General features: G+C 72.8%; 12 protein-coding genes. 9 read left to right on the top strand and 3 right to left on the bottom strand.

Going from position 1 to position 15,622, the window contains the following annotated elements:
- Positions 1–10: 10 nt before the first annotated feature.
- Positions 11–1,039: a sugar kinase gene (locus ACH4G3_RS07540; RefSeq protein WP_397623609.1), complete on the top strand. Its 1,029-nt coding sequence runs from the start codon at positions 11–13 to the stop codon at positions 1,037–1,039.
- Here the strand turns inward: ACH4G3_RS07540 and ACH4G3_RS07535 are convergent.
- Positions 1,036–3,252: a molybdopterin oxidoreductase family protein gene (locus ACH4G3_RS07535; RefSeq protein ID WP_397623608.1), complete on the bottom strand. Its 2,217-nt coding sequence runs from the start codon at positions 3,250–3,252 to the stop codon at positions 1,036–1,038. The genes ACH4G3_RS07540 and ACH4G3_RS07535 overlap by 4 nt on opposite strands.
- A 312-nt stretch (positions 3,253–3,564) precedes the next feature.
- Between ACH4G3_RS07535 and ACH4G3_RS07530 the strand changes: the two genes are divergently transcribed.
- Genes ACH4G3_RS07530 through ACH4G3_RS07520 form a run of 3 tightly spaced genes read left to right on the top strand, consistent with a single transcriptional unit; the run spans position 3,565 to position 7,139 of the window.
- Positions 3,565–5,085: an amino acid adenylation domain-containing protein gene (locus tag ACH4G3_RS07530; RefSeq protein WP_397623607.1), complete on the top strand. Its 1,521-nt coding sequence runs from the start codon at positions 3,565–3,567 to the stop codon at positions 5,083–5,085.
- Entirely contained in the window at positions 5,082–6,350 is a 1,269-nt protein-coding gene (locus ACH4G3_RS07525; protein ID WP_397623606.1) for a ferredoxin reductase domain-containing protein, read from the top strand. Before ACH4G3_RS07530 ends, ACH4G3_RS07525 begins: the two co-directional genes overlap by 4 nt.
- Positions 6,351–6,371: 21 nt before the next feature.
- Positions 6,372–7,139, top strand: coding sequence for an enoyl-CoA hydratase-related protein (locus tag ACH4G3_RS07520; protein ID WP_397623605.1), 768 nt, complete (start codon positions 6,372–6,374; stop codon positions 7,137–7,139).
- A gap of 92 nt (positions 7,140–7,231) precedes the next feature.
- Here the strand turns inward: ACH4G3_RS07520 and ACH4G3_RS07515 are convergent, their stop codons facing one another.
- Positions 7,232–7,534, bottom strand: a complete 303-nt coding sequence (locus tag ACH4G3_RS07515) for a hypothetical protein (RefSeq protein ID WP_397623604.1) — start codon at positions 7,532–7,534, stop codon at positions 7,232–7,234.
- Between the two features lie 168 nt (positions 7,535–7,702).
- Entirely contained in the window at positions 7,703–8,392 is a 690-nt protein-coding gene (locus ACH4G3_RS07510) for a SanA/YdcF family protein (RefSeq protein WP_397623603.1), read from the bottom strand.
- Positions 8,393–8,607: 215 nt separating this feature from the next.
- On the opposite strand from ACH4G3_RS07510, the gene ACH4G3_RS07505 reads away from it, so the two are divergent.
- From ACH4G3_RS07505 to ACH4G3_RS07485, 5 genes are all read left to right on the top strand, one after another.
- Positions 8,608–9,393 (top strand): sirohydrochlorin chelatase, encoded by a 786-nt coding sequence (locus ACH4G3_RS07505; RefSeq protein WP_397623602.1) that lies wholly within the window; start codon positions 8,608–8,610, stop codon positions 9,391–9,393.
- Positions 9,394–9,526: 133 nt separating this feature from the next.
- Positions 9,527–10,804, top strand: a complete 1,278-nt coding sequence (locus ACH4G3_RS07500; protein ID WP_397623601.1) for a deoxyguanosinetriphosphate triphosphohydrolase — start codon at positions 9,527–9,529, stop codon at positions 10,802–10,804.
- 167 nt (positions 10,805–10,971) lie between these two features.
- Positions 10,972–12,237 (top strand): NAD(P)/FAD-dependent oxidoreductase, encoded by a 1,266-nt coding sequence (locus ACH4G3_RS07495; protein ID WP_397623600.1) that lies wholly within the window; start codon positions 10,972–10,974, stop codon positions 12,235–12,237.
- A gap of 38 nt (positions 12,238–12,275) precedes the next feature.
- On the top strand, positions 12,276–14,198 hold the full coding sequence (gene dnaG, locus ACH4G3_RS07490) for a DNA primase (protein WP_243380817.1): 1,923 nt from the start codon (positions 12,276–12,278) through the stop codon (positions 14,196–14,198).
- A gap of 86 nt (positions 14,199–14,284) precedes the next feature.
- On the top strand, positions 14,285–15,577 hold the full coding sequence (locus ACH4G3_RS07485) for an RNA polymerase sigma factor (RefSeq protein WP_397623599.1): 1,293 nt from the start codon (positions 14,285–14,287) through the stop codon (positions 15,575–15,577).
- Positions 15,578–15,622 lie beyond the last annotated feature (45 nt).

Raw genomic sequence — 15,622 nt, 5'->3', positions numbered from 1 at the left:
GGAGAGCACGTTGCCCCACCCGACCGCCGGTTCCCGGGCCGCCGAACCCGCTCACGAGCACACCGCGGCGGACGTCGTGTGCCTGGGCGAGACCATGGCCGTCCTCAGCCCGCCGGACGACCGGCCGCTCGCCGACCAGTCCGCGCTCCGCCTCTCGGTCGGTGGCGCCGAGTCCAACGTGGCCTGCGGGCTCACCGCGCTCGGGCACCGCGCGGCCTGGCTGAGCCGGGTGGGCGACGACGCGTTCGGGCAGCGCGTCCGCGCGGAGCTCGCGGCCCGGGGAGTCGAGGTGGGCGCCGTCGGTGTCGATCCGCTGCATCCGACGGGCGTGTACTTCAAGGACCCGGGGCCGGACGCGACCCGGCCCCTGTACTACCGGAGCGGATCGGCCGCGGCCCGCATGGGACCGGAACTGGCCCGCGCGCCCGAGCTGCGGGGGCCGCGCATCGTGCACGTCTCGGGCATCACCGCCGCGCTGTCCGACAGCTGCGCCCGACTGCTGGAGGAGATCGTCGTACGCCGCACGCCCTGGGGCGCGGCGGCGGTCCGGCCGGTCGTCTCCTTCGACGTCAACCACCGCCCCGCCCTGTGGAAGGGGCGTGCCGCCGACGCGGCGGCGGCGTTGCGGGACCTGGCCCGGGCCGCGGACCTGGTGTTCGTGGGACGCGACGAGGCCGAGGCCCTGTGGGGCACGCGCCACCCCGACGACATCGCGGGCCTGCTCGCCCCGGCACCTCGGGTCGTCGTCAAGGACGCGGAGCACGGCGCGACCTCGTACGCGGCGGGCGGCGAGGTCACCTTCGCCCCCGCCCTCGCGGTCGAGGTGGTGGAACCGGTCGGCGCGGGCGACGCCTTCGCCGCCGGGTATCTGTCCGGTGTCCTGGAGGACGCCGATGAGATGTCCCGGCTGCGTCGCGCCCATCGGTCGGCGGCGACGGCCCTGCGCAGCCGGGACGACATCCCCGACCTGGGCATGGCGGCATCTTCGGCCTCTACGGCCTCTACGGCCTCTTCGGCCCTGACAGGCCGACGGCCTTAGGGCCGCACCGCCTCCAGCCGCACCGCGCACGCCTTGAACTCCGGCATCCGGGAGGTCGGGTCGAGCGCGGGGTTGGTGAGGGAGTTGGCGCGGCCCTCGCCCGGCCAGTGGAACGGCATGAAGACCGTGTCGGGGCGGATGGCGTTGGTGATCCGGGCGGGCGCCACGGCCCGGCCCCGCCGGGACACGACGGCCACGGGATCGCCCTCGGCGGCCCCGAGCCGGGCCGCGAGCCGCGGATGCAGCTCCACGAACGGCCCGGGCGCTGCGGCGTTCAGCTCCGCCACGCGCCGGGTCTGCGCCCCGGACTGGTACTGCGCCACGACCCGCCCCGTGGTGAGCAGCACGGGGTACTCGTCATCCGGTTCCTCGGCGATGGCCCGGTGCGAGACGGGGACGAAGCGGGCGCGTCCGTCGGGGGTGGCGAAACGGTCGAGGAAGAGGCGCGGGGTGCCGGGGTGGACACGGCCCGCCGTGTCCCCCGTCGCGGCCGTCGAGTCTTCCGCCGGGGCCGTCGCGTCCCGTGTGGAGGCCGGGCGGCCCGCCGCGCCCCGTTGCGCGCCGGGGCCACCAGCCCCGTCCCCGGCCCCCGTCAGGTCCTCCGGCTCCGCCGTCGGGCACGGCCAGAACACCCCGTCCTCCTCCACGATCCTGCGGTACGTGATCCCCGAGTAGTCCGCGGGACCGCCCGCGCTCGCCCGGCGGAGTTCCTCGAAGACCTCCTCCGGGTCGGTCGGGAAGCCCTTCTCCACGCCCAGGCGGGCGGCCAGTTCGTGGAGGACCTCCAGGTCGCTGCGGACGCCGTCGGGCGGGGTGATGGCCTGGCGGCGGAGCAGGACCCTGCCCTCCAGGTTGGTCGTCGTGCCCGTCTCCTCGGCCCACTGGGTGACCGGCAGGACCACGTCCGCGAGCGCTGCCGTCTCCGACAGGACCACGTCGCACACGGCCAGGAAGTCCAGGGACCTGATGCGCTCCTCGACGTGCGCGGCGCGCGGCGCCGACACCACCGGGTTGGACGCCATCAGCAACAGGGACTTGATATCGGTGCCGAGCGCGTCCAGCAGCTCGTACGCACTGCGCCCCGGGCCGGGAAGGCTGTCCGGGTCCACGCCCCACACCTCGGCGACATGCCGCCGCGCGGCCGGGTCGTCGAGCTTGCGGTAGCCCGGCAACTGGTCGGCCTTCTGGCCGTGTTCGCGGCCGCCCTGCCCGTTGCCCTGCCCGGTCAGGCAGCCGTACCCGGACAGCGGGCGGCCCGCCCGGCCGGTCGCCAGGCACAGGTTGATCCACGCGCCCACCGTGTCGGTGCCCTTGGACTGCTGCTCGGGCCCGCGTGCCGTGAGCACCATCGCCGACTCGGGCTCGCAGAACATCCGTACCGTCTCCCGAAGTTCGGGAACCGACACCCCCGTGATCCGCTCCACGTACTCCGGCCAGTGCGCCATCGCGGCGGCCCGGGCATCCTCCCAGCCCACGGTCCGCTCCTGGACGTACTCCTCGTCCACCCGCCCCTCGGCGATCACCAGGTGCAGCAGGCCCAGGGCGAGCGCCAGGTCCGTGCCCGGCCGGGGCGCCAGATGCAGGTCCGCCTGCTCGGCGGTCTTCGTGCGGCGCGGGTCGATGACGATCAGCGTGCCGCCGTTCTCCTTCAGCTCGTTGAAGAACCGCAGGGACGGCGGCATGGTCTCCGCGAGGTTCGACCCGACCAGGATCACGCAGCCGGTCTTCGGGATGTCCTCCAGCGGGAACGGCAGCCCCCGGTCGAGACCGAACGCCTTGATCCCGGCCGCCGCGGCCGACGACATGCAGAAACGGCCGTTGTAGTCGATCTGGGAGGTGCCGAGCACGACCCGCGCGAACTTGCCGAGCGTGTACGCCTTCTCGTTCGTCAGACCGCCCCCGCCGAACACTCCGACCCCGTCCGGCCCGTACTCCGCGCGCGTCCGGCGCAGCCCCTCGGCGATCCGGTCCAGCGCCTCGTCCCAGGAGGCCGGCACCAGCGTGCCACCCTCGCGCACCAACGGCGAGGTCAGGCGCACATTCGAGGCCAGTACCGCCGGGGCCGTACGGCCCTTGCCGCACAGCGCGCCCCGGTTCACCGGGAAGTCCGTACGCTCGCTCACCTCGACGGTCCCGTCGGGCACGGGCGTCAGGTTCATCCCGCACTGCAGGGCGCAGTACGGGCAGTGCGTGGGCGTGGCGGTGGTCTTCATACCGTTCAGCCTGCTTCGGCCGTGTTACGCGCGGGACGGTTCCCTGTTACGCGGCAGGGACGGCAACCTCCCCGCCGCCACCCCGCCCGCGTGAGGCACACGCCTGCCCGCCTTCAGGTCGCCGCCGACCGGCACGGACGTTGCCCTTGTGACGAAAAACGTCACATGTGGCTCATTGCTCTCCTTTCTTGGCTGATCCGACCTCGTTGAGAGTTGAATCAGCGCCACTACGCTCTCGCTACGCGCAGCGCTCGCACGACTCCGAACGGCGTTCGACTCCCACACTCGAAACAGCCAGGAGGCCAACCGATCATGCCACTGCGCCATCTGACCCCCCATGACCGGCACCTGTTCCGGCAGTACGGCCGGGGCCCCACCGTCCCCGTCCCCGACCCGCTCCTGCACCACGCCGTCGCCCGGCACGCCGCGGCCACCCCGGACGCCGTGGCCGCCGAACACCAGGGCGCGCACCTCACCTACGGCGAGCTCGACCGGTACGCCGACGCCCTCGCTGCCCGCCTCGTCCGCGAGGGCGTACGCCCCGGCGACCACGTCGGCCTGTTCGTCCGCCGCTCGCTCCCGATGCTCGTCGGCCTGCTCGGCATCCTGAAGGCCGGCGCCGCCTACGTCCCGCAGGACATCGGCCTCGCGCCCCCGGCCCAGCTCACCCACGTCATCCGCACCGCCCGGACCCGGGTCGTCCTCACGGTCGCCGAACACGCCCACCGGGTGCCGCTGCCCGACGGCCACCTGCTGCTCGCCCTGGACGAGCCGCAGCCGTACGCCCCGGCCCCCCGCCCGCGCGTCACCGGCGACGACGGCGCCTACGTGCTGTTCACCTCCGGCACCACCGGCCGCCCCAACGGTGTGAAGGTCACCCACCGCAACGTCGCCAACATCCTGCTCACCGAACCGGGCGGCCTCGGCATCCGCCCCGGCGACCGGGTCGCCCAGCTCCTCAACATCGCCTTCGACATGGCGGCCTGGGAGATCCTGGGCTGCCTCGCCCACGGCGGCACCCTCGTCATCCGCGGCAAGGACATCGCCGCGGCGGCCCGCACCGCCGACGTGCTGATCGCCACCCCGACCGTGCTGTCCGGCCTCGACCCCGCCGCTTGCCCGCGCGTGCGCACGGTCGCCGTCGCGGGGGAGCCCTGCCCGCGCCCGCTGGCCGACCGCTGGGCCCGGCGGGCCGTCTTCCACAACTGCTGCGGCCCGACGGAGACCACGATCGTCAACACGATGAGCCGCCACGACCCGGCCGCCCCGCTGCTCACCATCGGCCGGCCCACCCCCAACAACACGGTCTACGTCCTCGACGCCGACCGGCGCCCGCTGCCCATCGGCGAACCCGGCGAGATGTGGGCGGGCGGCGACTGCGTCTCCGCCGGCTACCTCGGCGACGACGCCCTCAACGCCGAGCGCTACGCCCCCGACCCCTTCCTCGGCGGCGGCCGGCGCATGTTCCGCACCCGGGACCTCGGCCGCTGGACGCCCGGCGGCGAACTGGAGCACCTCGGGCGCACCGACGACCAGGTCAAGGTGCGCGGTTTCCGCGTCGAGCTGGACTCCGTCTCCTCCGTCCTGGAGACGGCCGCCGGCTGCACCCGTGCCGTCACACTGAAGTGCGACGCCCGCACCCTGGTGTCCTTCGTCTGTCCGGCCGACGTCGACCCCGACACGGCCCGCCGCGCGGTCGCGGACGCCCTGCCCTACTACTGCGTCCCCGAGCAGGTCCTGCCCCTGGCGTTCCTCCCCGAGACCGACCGCGGCAAGGTCGACAAACGGGCCCTGCTGGGCATGCTCGAACAGCGCCTGGCGGTGGCCCGATGACCACGTCCCCCACCCGGACCCGCCAGGACACGGGCGAGCTCCCGCCGCTCCTGTCCGCCCCCCGCCGCCTGCTCAAGCACCCCCGCCTGATGCACTACAACCGCCTCGCGGCCCTGGTCCTCCTGGCCAACGCGGCGTTCCTGTGGGCCGCCCGGCCCCTGGCCACGCCGACCCTCGGGCACGCGGCCCTCGCCAACCTCGCCCTCGCCGTCCTGGCGCGCCAGCAGTACGTCATCAACCTCCTGTTCCGGCTGGCGACTTCGGCCCCGGTCAGCTGGCCGCTGAGGGTCCGCTGGACGCTCGGGAAGGTGTACCACTTCGGCGGGCTGCACGTGGGCGGGGCGCTGGCCGGGGCGGCCTGGTTCCTGGTCCTGACGGTCGCGGTGACCCGCGCCGGAACGGACGTGCCGCTGATCACGGTGAGCTGGACCCTGGTGGCCCTCCTCGCCCTGATCGTCGGCACCGCGCTGCCGCCCTTCCGCTCCCGCCACCACGACCACTTCGAGAGGATCCACCGCTTCGGCGGCTGGGGCGCCCTCGTGCTCTTCTGGACCCACACCCTGCTCTCCGGCCAGGGACCGGTGCCGCTCGCGGTCCTCGCCGTCGTCACGTTCAGCGTGGCCCTGCCCTGGCTGCGGCTGCGCAAGGTGGACGTCCGCACCGAACGCCCCTCCCCGCACGTGACGCTGGCTCACTTCGACTACGGCGAGACCCCCTTCGCCGGCTCCTCGACCGCCATCAGCCGCAGTCCGCTGAAGGAGTGGCACTCCTTCGCCAACGTCCCCGCCCCGGGCCGCTCGGGCTTCCGGCTCACCATCTCCCGCGCCGGTGACTGGACCGGCTCCTTCATCGACGACATGCCCTCGCGGGTGTGGGTGAAGGGCATCACCACCGCCGGTGTCGCCAACATCGAGGTCCTGTTCCGAAAGGTCGTCTACGTCGCGACCGGCAGCGGCATCGGCCCCTGCCTGCCCCACCTGCTCGCCGCGGAGGTCCCCTCGCGCCTGGTCTGGGCGACCCGCGACCCCCGCGCCACCTACGGCGACGCCCTCGTCGACGAGATCCTCGCCGTCCAGCCGCACGCCCTGGTCTGGGACACCTCCCGGCACGGCAAACCCGACATGGTGCGGCTCGCCCACGCCGCGTACCGCGACTTCGGGGCGGAGGCGGTCATCTGCATCTCCAACAAGCGGCTGACCTGGCAGGTCGTGCACGGCCTGGAACGGCGCGGCATACCGGCGTACGGCGCCATCTGGGACTCGTAACCCACCTTCCAGGGAGTGAAGATGAACCACCTGAAAGCAGAACGGGACGGCCGCGTGGTGACCGTACGCCTGCACCGGCCGCACGCCCTGAACGCGCTCAGCTCCGAGCTGCTCGCCGAACTCCTCGGCGTGCTCGGCCCGTTGGACCAGGACCCGGAGGTCGGCTGCTTCGTCGTCACCGGCTCGGAGAAGGTCTTCGCGGCCGGCGCGGACATCCGGGAGATGGCGGGCAGGTCGGCCGTCGACATGATGTCCGAGGACTACTTCGCGGCCTGGGAGGACTTCGCGGACCTGCGCACCCCGAAGATCGCCGCCGTGTCCGGCTACGCGCTCGGCGGCGGCTGTGAGCTGGCCATGATGTGCGACCTGGTCGTCGCGGGCGAGTCGGCCCTCTTCGGCCAGCCCGAGATCAAGCTGGGCGTGATCCCCGGCATCGGTGGCACCCAGCGGCTGACCCGGCTCGTGGGCCGGGCCAAGGCCCTGGACCTGGTGCTCACCGGCCGCACGATGGACGCCCGGGAGGCCGAGCGCTGCGGCTTGGTCTCCCGCGTGGTCCCCGACGACCGGGTCCTCGCCGAGGCGCTGGAAGCGGCGGCGGCCATCGCCTCGTACGGCCGTACGGCGGTCAGGGCGGCCCGCGAGTGCGTCGACCGGGCCCTGGAGACGGGCCTGCGGGACGGCCTGCGCTTCGAACGGCGGGTGTTCCACGCGTTGTTCGCGACGCAGGACCAGAAGGAGGGGATGAGCGCGTTCCTGGAGAAGCGGGCGCCGGTGTTCCGCGGCCGGTGAGGGGCGCGAGCCCCGCGGACCCGCCGGGGACGGGAGTGCCGGCCGCCACTCCCGTCCCCGGCCCGTTCAGGGACTGCGCTCAGTCCCCCGGGTCAGCACTCGTACGCGTAGTACGGCTCGTCACCCGGCTCCAGGCCGATGGTCTCGGTCGCGTAGGCCGAGATCTGGATGCAGTCCGGGTCCCACCCGTCCACTTCGACACTGGCCGAGATGGTGTGCCCGCACGCGTTGTAGATGTTCGCCCACCCGTGGCCGGAGCCGGCGAGCTTGGCGCAGCCCGGCTCCCTCACCTGCGCCTCGCCCGCGGGTGCGGCCGAGGCGGTCCCCACGGCGGCCGGGACGGCGAACAGCGCCGCCGCCACCGCCGTGACGAACGCGGAGCGAAGTCCAGTCATCAGGTGTCCTTTCCCCCAAGTCGCGGCGGACGGCCCGATCCGCCGCCGCACACCGTGGACACTATCCGTGATCGAATGACTGCGGAGAGCATCCGAGGCGTTCTTCACACCGCAGGGTGAAGTGAGCGCGTCAAGCCCGGCGTGCGAGAGCGCGGCACCTGCGCCAAGTCACCCGGCCGCTGTCGCCAGCGCCCGCTCCACGCCCGGCTCCTTCGGCCCCAGGAACCGCGGATCCGGCCGGAACACCGCGTCCAGGGCCGCCTTCCCGGCGGCGAGGATCTCCCGCGCACCCCCGTAGTACCAAGTCGCGTCATGCACGGCGTCCACCCCCACCCCGTACGACTCGACCCCCGCCGCCTGACACAGCGCCACCGCCCGCCGGATGTGGAAGCCCTGGCTGATCAGCACGGCCTCGTCCACCCCGAAGATCTTCTTCGCCCGCACACAGGAGTCCCAGGTGTCGAACCCCGCGTAGTCGCTGACGATCCGCCCGTCGGGCACCCCGTGCCGCGTCAGATACACCCGCATCGCGTCCGGCTCGTCGTAGTCCTCGCGGCTGTTGTCCCCGGTGACGAGCACCACCTCGACCCGCCCCTCGCGGTACAGCGCGGCCGCCGCGTCCAGCCGGTGCGCCAGGTACGGCGACGGCTCCCCGTCCCACAGCCCGGCACCGAACACCACGGCCACCTCGGTCCGCGGCACGTCCGCCGCCGTCCGCAGCCGGTCACCCGCGGCCACGTACATCCAGGTCGCCGGAAGCAGCGCGAGCACACACCCGGCCATCACGGCCTGCACCAGGCGCCGCTGACCTCGCCGGGTACGCGGCAGCCGCGGTCTGCGGAACGTCACACGACGCATCGGACGGTCCCTCCCCAGGTCGGCCCCTCGACAGTCAGGGACGCGCGCCAGGGCCGCCCGGTTCATCCGCCCGCGCGTGACCAGCTTCACGCGTTACACGGAACTCCCAGGTCAAGCAGCCTCACACTCCACCTGTCCCACATGGTGAACCGCTGGAAAACACCCGTGACGCCCATGCAACGGGAAGGCAACGTGCGGCGGCGACCATCGGTGGCATGTCCAGCCAGCTCAGCCTCGTCCCGCCGCCCGCCACGCGCCGCCCGGCCCCGCCCGCCCTCGTGGTCGTGGCGCACGGCAGCCGCGACCCCCGCGCGCTGAGCACCGTACGCGCGCTCCTGGACCGTGTCCGCGCGCTGCGCCCCGACGTGCCGGTGCACCTCGGGCACATCGAACTGAACGCCCCCCTGCTTCCCGACACGCTCGCCGCCCTGGGAGACACGGAGGCGGTCCTGGTCCCCCTCCTCCTCAGCCGCGGCTACCACGTCAAGCAGGACATCCCCGAGATGGCCGCGGCCGCCGAGGCCCGCACTCACCTGGCGGCTCCCCTGGGCCCGCACCCCCTCCTGGTGGACGCCCTCCAGGCCCGCCTGACGGAGGCCGGCTGGCCCACGCATCTGGACGAGGCGACCCGCCGCACCAGCGCCGTCGTCCTCGCCGCCGCCGGCTCCCGCGACCCCGACGCCAAGACGGACACCGGCCGCACGGCCCACCTCCTCGCCGCCCGCCTGGGCGTCCCCGTCATCCCCGCCTATGCCTCCGCAGCGACCCCGACGGTCCAGTCGGCCGTCCGCACCCTCCTCGCAAGGGGCCGCCACCGCATCGCCCTGGCCTCCTACTTCACGGCCCCGGGCCGTTTCGCCACGGAATGCGCCCGGTCGGCCCCCTGGATAGCGGCGGCCCCCCTCGGCACGCACCCGTCCATGGCCCGCCTCCTCCTCCACCGCTACGACGAGACGCTGGCGGCGGCTTCGTCGGCTGTGCCCGAATTGGCTTCGGCATAGAACGCGGGGTACCGCACTTACCCAAGGGGCGCGGGGAACTGCGCGACCAGCCACCCCCAACCCGCACCCGCCACACAACTGAACCCCGCAAACGCTCAGGCAGACAGCACACCCATGCCCGTACTGTCGACACATGGCAGGCACCTCACAAACCCCCCCGGCCTACGACCCGACGTCAGTCGACCGCTGGGCCCCGGAACCAGACAAACGCCCCGGCCGCACCGCCTTCCAACGCGACCGAGCCCGAGTCCTGCACAGCGCCGCCCTGAGAAGACTCGCCGGCAAGACCCAAGTGGTAACGCCCGGCACCCTGGGCCCGGCCTGGGACGCCAGCCCCCGCACCCGCCTCACCCACTCCCTCGAATGCGCTCAGGTCGGCCGCGAGCTGGGCGCAGCCCTGGGCTGTGACCCCGACCTCGTGGAAGCCGCCTGCCTCTCCCACGACCTCGGCCACCCGCCCTTCGGCCACAACGGCGAACAGGCCCTCAACGAGTTCGCGGCGGACTGCGGCGGCTTCGAGGGCAACGCCCAGTCCCTCAGACTCCTCACCCGCATCGAGCCCAAACGGTTCACCCCCGAAGGCTCCGTCGGCCTCAACCTCACCCGCGCCGCCCTCGACGCAGCCACCAAGTACCCCTGGCCCCGCGGCGCCCACCCCACCGACCCGGCGTCCCGCAAGTTCGGTGTCTACGAGGACGACCGCCCGGTCTTCGACTGGGTCCGCAAGGACGCCCCCGGCACCCGCATCTGCTTCGAGGCGCAGGTCATGGACTGGTCCGACGACGTCGCCTACTCGGTGCACGACGTGGAGGACGGCCTGCACGCCGGCCACATCGACCCGAACTGCCTGCACGCGGAACCCGAACGGCAGGACGTCTTCCAGGTCGCCCGGGACCGCTACGTACCGGCGGACACCGACCCCGCCGAACTCGCCGAGGCCCTGGACCGGCTGCTCGTCCAGGAGTGGTGGCCGCACGGCTACGACGGCACCGCCGTCGCCCAGGCCCGGCTGAAGGACGCCACCAGTCAGCTCATCGGCCGCTTCTGCCTGGCCGCCGAGACCGCGACCCGTACCGCGTACGGCGCCGGACGGCTCACCCGGTACGCCGCGGAACTGGTCGTGCCGCGCGAAGCCCGTCTGGAGTGCGCCGTCCTCAAGGCCGTCGCCGACCTCTACGTCATGCAGCGCGCCGAGCAGGAACGCCTGCGCGCCGACCAGCGCGTCGTCGTCGCCGAACTGGCCGAGGCGCTCACCGCCCGCGCCCCCGACGGCCTGGACCCGCAGTTCCGCGCGCTGTTCGACCTGGCGCCGGACGACCGGGCCCGCAAACGGGTGATCGTCGACCAGATCGCGTCCCTCACCGACACCTCCGCCCGTTCGCTTCACGCCCGTCTGACGGGGCACGCATGAGACTGGTGGAAAAACCCGTGGGAAACAGGGGACAACACCCGGGAAACACGGGATCCCGGCATGCCCGATCGTGACCCTCCGTGGCCTGATCGGGTCACTCCCTCTTCCCGCATCACGCTCCGTGCGGGACGCTCGCAAGTGGCGACACCCTTACGAGGAGGCATCAAGTGGTCGACGCGGATCAGACTTTCATCATCGTCGGAGGCGGACTCGCCGGCGCCAAGGCGGCCGAGACGCTCCGGGCGGAGGGCTTCACCGGCCGGGTGATACTGATCTGCGACGAACGTGACCACCCCTACGAGCGCCCGCCGCTGTCCAAGGGCTACCTCCTCGGCAAGGAGGAACGCGACAGCGTCTTCGTGCACGAGCCCGCCTGGTACGCGGCGAACGACATCGAGCTGCACCTCGGTCAGACCGTCGACGCGATCGACCGTGCGGCCAAGACGGTCCGCTTCGGCGAGGACGGCACCGTCGTCCGCTACGACAAGCTGCTCCTGGCGACCGGCGCCGAACCCCGCCGCCTCGACATCCCGGGCACGGACCTGGCCGGCGTCCACCACCTGCGCCGGCTCGCGCACGCCGAGCGGCTCAAGCACGTACTGACCAACCTCGGGCGGGACAACGGCCACCTCGTGATCGCGGGCGCCGGCTGGATCGGCCTGGAGGTCGCGGCGGCCGCCCGCGAGTACGGCGCCGAGGTCACCGTGGTCCACAGCGGGCCGACCCCGCTGCACCACGTCCTCGGCCCCGAGCTCGGCCAGCTCTTCGCCGATCTGCACCGCGCTCACGGCGTCCGCTTCCACTTCGGCAGCCGGCTCACCGAGATCGTCGGCCAGGACGGCATGGTCCTCGCGGCCCGCACGGACGACGGCGAGGAACACCCGGCGCACGACGTCCTGGCCGCGATCGGCGCGGCCCCGCGGGTCGCTCTCGCGGAGGCGGCCGGGCTGGAGATCGCCGACCGGGCGCGCGGCGGCGGCGTCGTGGTCGACGAGCGGCTGCGCACCTCCGACCCCGACATCTACGCGGCCGGCGACGTGGCCTCCTTCCACCACACTCTGTTCGAGACCCGCCTGCGGGTGGAGCACTGGGCCAACGCGCTGAACGGCGGCCCGGCGGCGGCCCGCTGCATGCTCGACCGGGACGTGACCTACGACCGTGTGCCCTACTTCTTCTCCGACCAGTACGACCTCGGCATGGAGTACTCGGGCTGGGCGCCCCCTGGGTCGTACGACCAGGTGGTGATCCGGGGGGACGCGAGCCGGCGCGAGTTCATCGCCTTCTGGGTGAAGGAGGGCCGGGTGCTGGCCGGGATGAACGTGAACGTGTGGGATGTCACAGACAAGATCCAGCAGCTGATCCGCTCCAAGGCCCGGGTGAACACGGAGGCGCTGGCCGACCCGCACGCATCGCTGGACAGCCTCGCCTCATAGCCGTCAGCACTGTCGGTCCGCCCCCGTAGAATCGCTGCGTGGCTGGACGGATCAACGACGAGGACGTGAAGGCGGTACGGGACGCGGTCCCGATCGACGCCGTGGTGTCCGAGTACCTCCAGCTGCGCAACGCGGGCGGCGGCAACCTCAAGGGCCTGTGCCCGTTCCACGACGAGAAGTCACCGTCCTTCCAGGTCAGCCCGAGCAAGGGACTCTTCCACTGCTTCGGCTGCCAGGAGGGCGGCGACACCATCACGTTCGTGATGAAGATCGACCACCTCTCCTTCTCGGAGGCGGTCGAGCGCCTGGCCGGCCAGGCGGGCATCACCCTGCGCTACGAGGAGGGCGGGTACAACCCCTCCCACCAGCGCGGCGAACGCATCCGCCTGGTCGAGGCCCACAAGATCGCGGCCGAGTGGTACGCGGAACAGCTCGCGACCTCCCCCGAGGCCGACACCGGCCGGGTCTTCCTCGCCGAGCGCGGCTTCGACCAGGCCGCGGCCGTCCACTTCGGCGTCGGCTACAGCCCCCAGGGCTGGGACCACCTCACGCGCTATCTGCGCGGCAAGGGCTTCACCGACAAGGAGATCCTGCTCTCCGGGCTCGCCCAGGAGGGCCGCCGCGGCCCCATCGACCGCTTCCGCGGCCGCCTGATGTGGCCCATCCGCGACATCGGCGGCGACGTCGTCGGCTTCGGCGCCCGCAAGCTCTACGAGGCGGACAACGGCCCCAAGTACCTCAACACGCCCGACACGGCCATCTACCGGAAGTCCCAGGTCCTCTACGGCATCGACCTGGCGAAGAAGGAGATCGCGAAGACGAGCCGCGCGGTGGTCGTCGAGGGCTACACGGACGTCATGGCCTGCCACCTGGCCGGGGTGACCACCGCCATCGCCACCTGCGGCACCGCCTTCGGCGGCGACCACATCAAGATCCTCCGCCGGCTGCTGATGGACAACGGCTCGGCCCGCGTCATCTTCACCTTCGACGGCGACGCGGCCGGCCAGAAGGCGGCCCTGCGCGCCTTCGAGGACGACCAGAAGTTCGCCGCCGAGACGTACATCGCCATCGCCCCCGACGGCATGGACCCCTGCGACCTGCGCCTGGCCAAGGGCGACGAGGCGGTGGCGGACCTGGTCGAACCCCGCACCCCGCTCTTCGAGTTCGCCCTCCGCCAGATCGTGAGCCGCTACGACCTCGACACCCCGGCCGGCCGCGCCGCCGCCCTGGACGAGGCAGCACCGATCGTCGCCCGCATCAAGAACAGCGGCGCCCAGCACGAGGTCGCCGTCCAGCTCGCCGGCATGCTCGGCATCCTCGACACCCAGTTCGTGGTCAAGCGCGTGGCCCAGCTGGCCCGCTGGGCCCGCGACCGCGGCGGCAAGGGCCCGGCCCCGGACCGGCACCAGCACGGATCGCAGCAGTACGCCGCCGCCCAGCCGTCCGCCGCCCCCCGCGGCCCGGCCCTCAACCTCCGCAACCCCGTCTACGCCACCGAACGCGAACTCCTCAAACTCGCCCTCCAGCGCCCCGAGTTGGTCTCCCCGGCCTTCGACGCGTACGGCGTCGACGAGTTCACCGCCCCGCCCTACGCCGCCGTACGCCAGGCCATCCTGGACGCCGGCGGCGCCGAACTGGGCGTCGCGGACCCCCAGGACTACCTGGTGAAGGTCCGCGAGGCCGCCCCGGACGACGCGGTCCGCGCGATGGTGACGGAACTGGCCGTCGAGGCGATCCTGCTGCACAAGGGCGTGAAGGGCGTCGACGAGACCTACGCGGGCGCCCAGTTGGTCACCGTCCGCCGCCGCGCCGTCGAACGCCGCATCCGCGACATCACCGGCCAGCTCACCCGCCTCGGCACCCACGGCGACCCGGCCCAGCTGGCCGCCGTGCAGAACGAACTCTGGGTCCTCCAGCAGTACGACCAGGCCCTCAGGGAGCACGGCGCCGCCGCGCTCTGACGTCACCGCGCGGTCACGGACCGGAAGCAAAAAGTCATCGCACGCCCCTCGTGGCGACGATGTGTCTTACCCCACACTGGGTTCCGGTGCCTGAGTCCTCGGAGCGCGGCCGATCCGTCCCCGACGGGTCCCAGACCCCCGCGGTTCCGCTCATCGCGTACGGGACGGACAGCGGCGAGGCCGCCCACTCCGCCCCCGAAGTACCGCTGCCGCCCGCCTTGGCAGCGATCATCCTGGAGGTCGCCCCCGTGCAGACCCAGACCCTCACCCAGACCGACGTCAGCGGTGCCGACGGCGCCGACGGCGCCGCACCGGACGCGGAGGACGACGTCCTCCCCGCGGTCCCGGCGCAAGGCCGCGTCGTGCTCCGCCCCGAGACGGAACCGGAGGAGCCGCCCGCCGAGGCCATCGAGCCGGCGGAGGCTCCCGAGGCCGTCGAACCGCCGCCGGCCCGCCCCGACACCGGCGGCCCCTCCTCCGACCTGTTCCGCCAGTACCTGCGGGAGATCGGCCGCATTCCCCTGCTGACCGCCGCCGAGGAGGTCGAACTCGCCCGCCGTGTCGAGGCCGGCCTGTTCGCCGAGGAGAAGCTGCGGCTCGCCCCCGACCTGGACAGCCAGCTGGCGCTGGACCTCGACCGGCTCGTCGTCATGGGCCGGATGGCCAAGCGCCGCCTCATCGAGGCCAACCTGCGCCTGGTCGTCTCCGTCGCCAAGCGCTACGTCGGACGCGGCCTGACCATGCTCGACCTCGTCCAGGAGGGCAACCTCGGACTCATCCGGGCCGTCGAGAAGTTCGACTACGCCCGCGGCTACAAGTTCTCCACCTACGCCACCTGGTGGATCCGCCAGGCCATGTCCCGCGCCCTGGCCGACCAGGCCCGCACCATCCGGGTCCCCGTGCACGTCGTGGAGCTCATCAACCGGGTCGTCCGTGTCCAGCGCCGCATGCTCCAAGAGCGGGGCTACGAGCCCACACCGGAAGAAGTCGCCGCCCACCTCGACCTGCCGCCGGAGCGCGTCAGCGAAGTGCTGCGCCTCGCCCAGGAGCCCGTGTCGTTGCACGCGCCCGTGGGCGAGGAGGACGACGTCGCCCTCGGCGACCTCATCGAGGACGGCGACGCCACCAGCCCCGTCGAATCCGCCGCGTTCCTCCTCCTCAAGGAGCACCTGGAAGCGGTCCTGTCGACGCTGGGGGAGCGGGAGCGCAAGGTCGTCCAGCTCCGCTACGGCCTCGCCGACGGCCGCCCCCGCACGCTGGAGGAGATCGGCCGCATCTTCGGTGTCACCAGGGAGCGGATACGGCAGATCGAGTCGAAGACCCTGAACAAGCTCCGCGACCACGCCTTCGCGGACCAGTTGCGGGGCTACCTGGACTGAGCCGGACCGAGCCGGAGTGAGAGGGGGGCCGCCCGTCCCGGCGGC

It is taken from the genome of Streptomyces afghaniensis (assembly GCF_044327915.1).
Lineage (GTDB): Bacteria > Actinomycetota > Actinomycetes > Streptomycetales > Streptomycetaceae > Streptomyces > Streptomyces afghaniensis.
The sequence above is the reverse complement of the archived record's forward strand: the minus strand, read 5'-3'. Positions and strand labels throughout refer to the sequence as shown.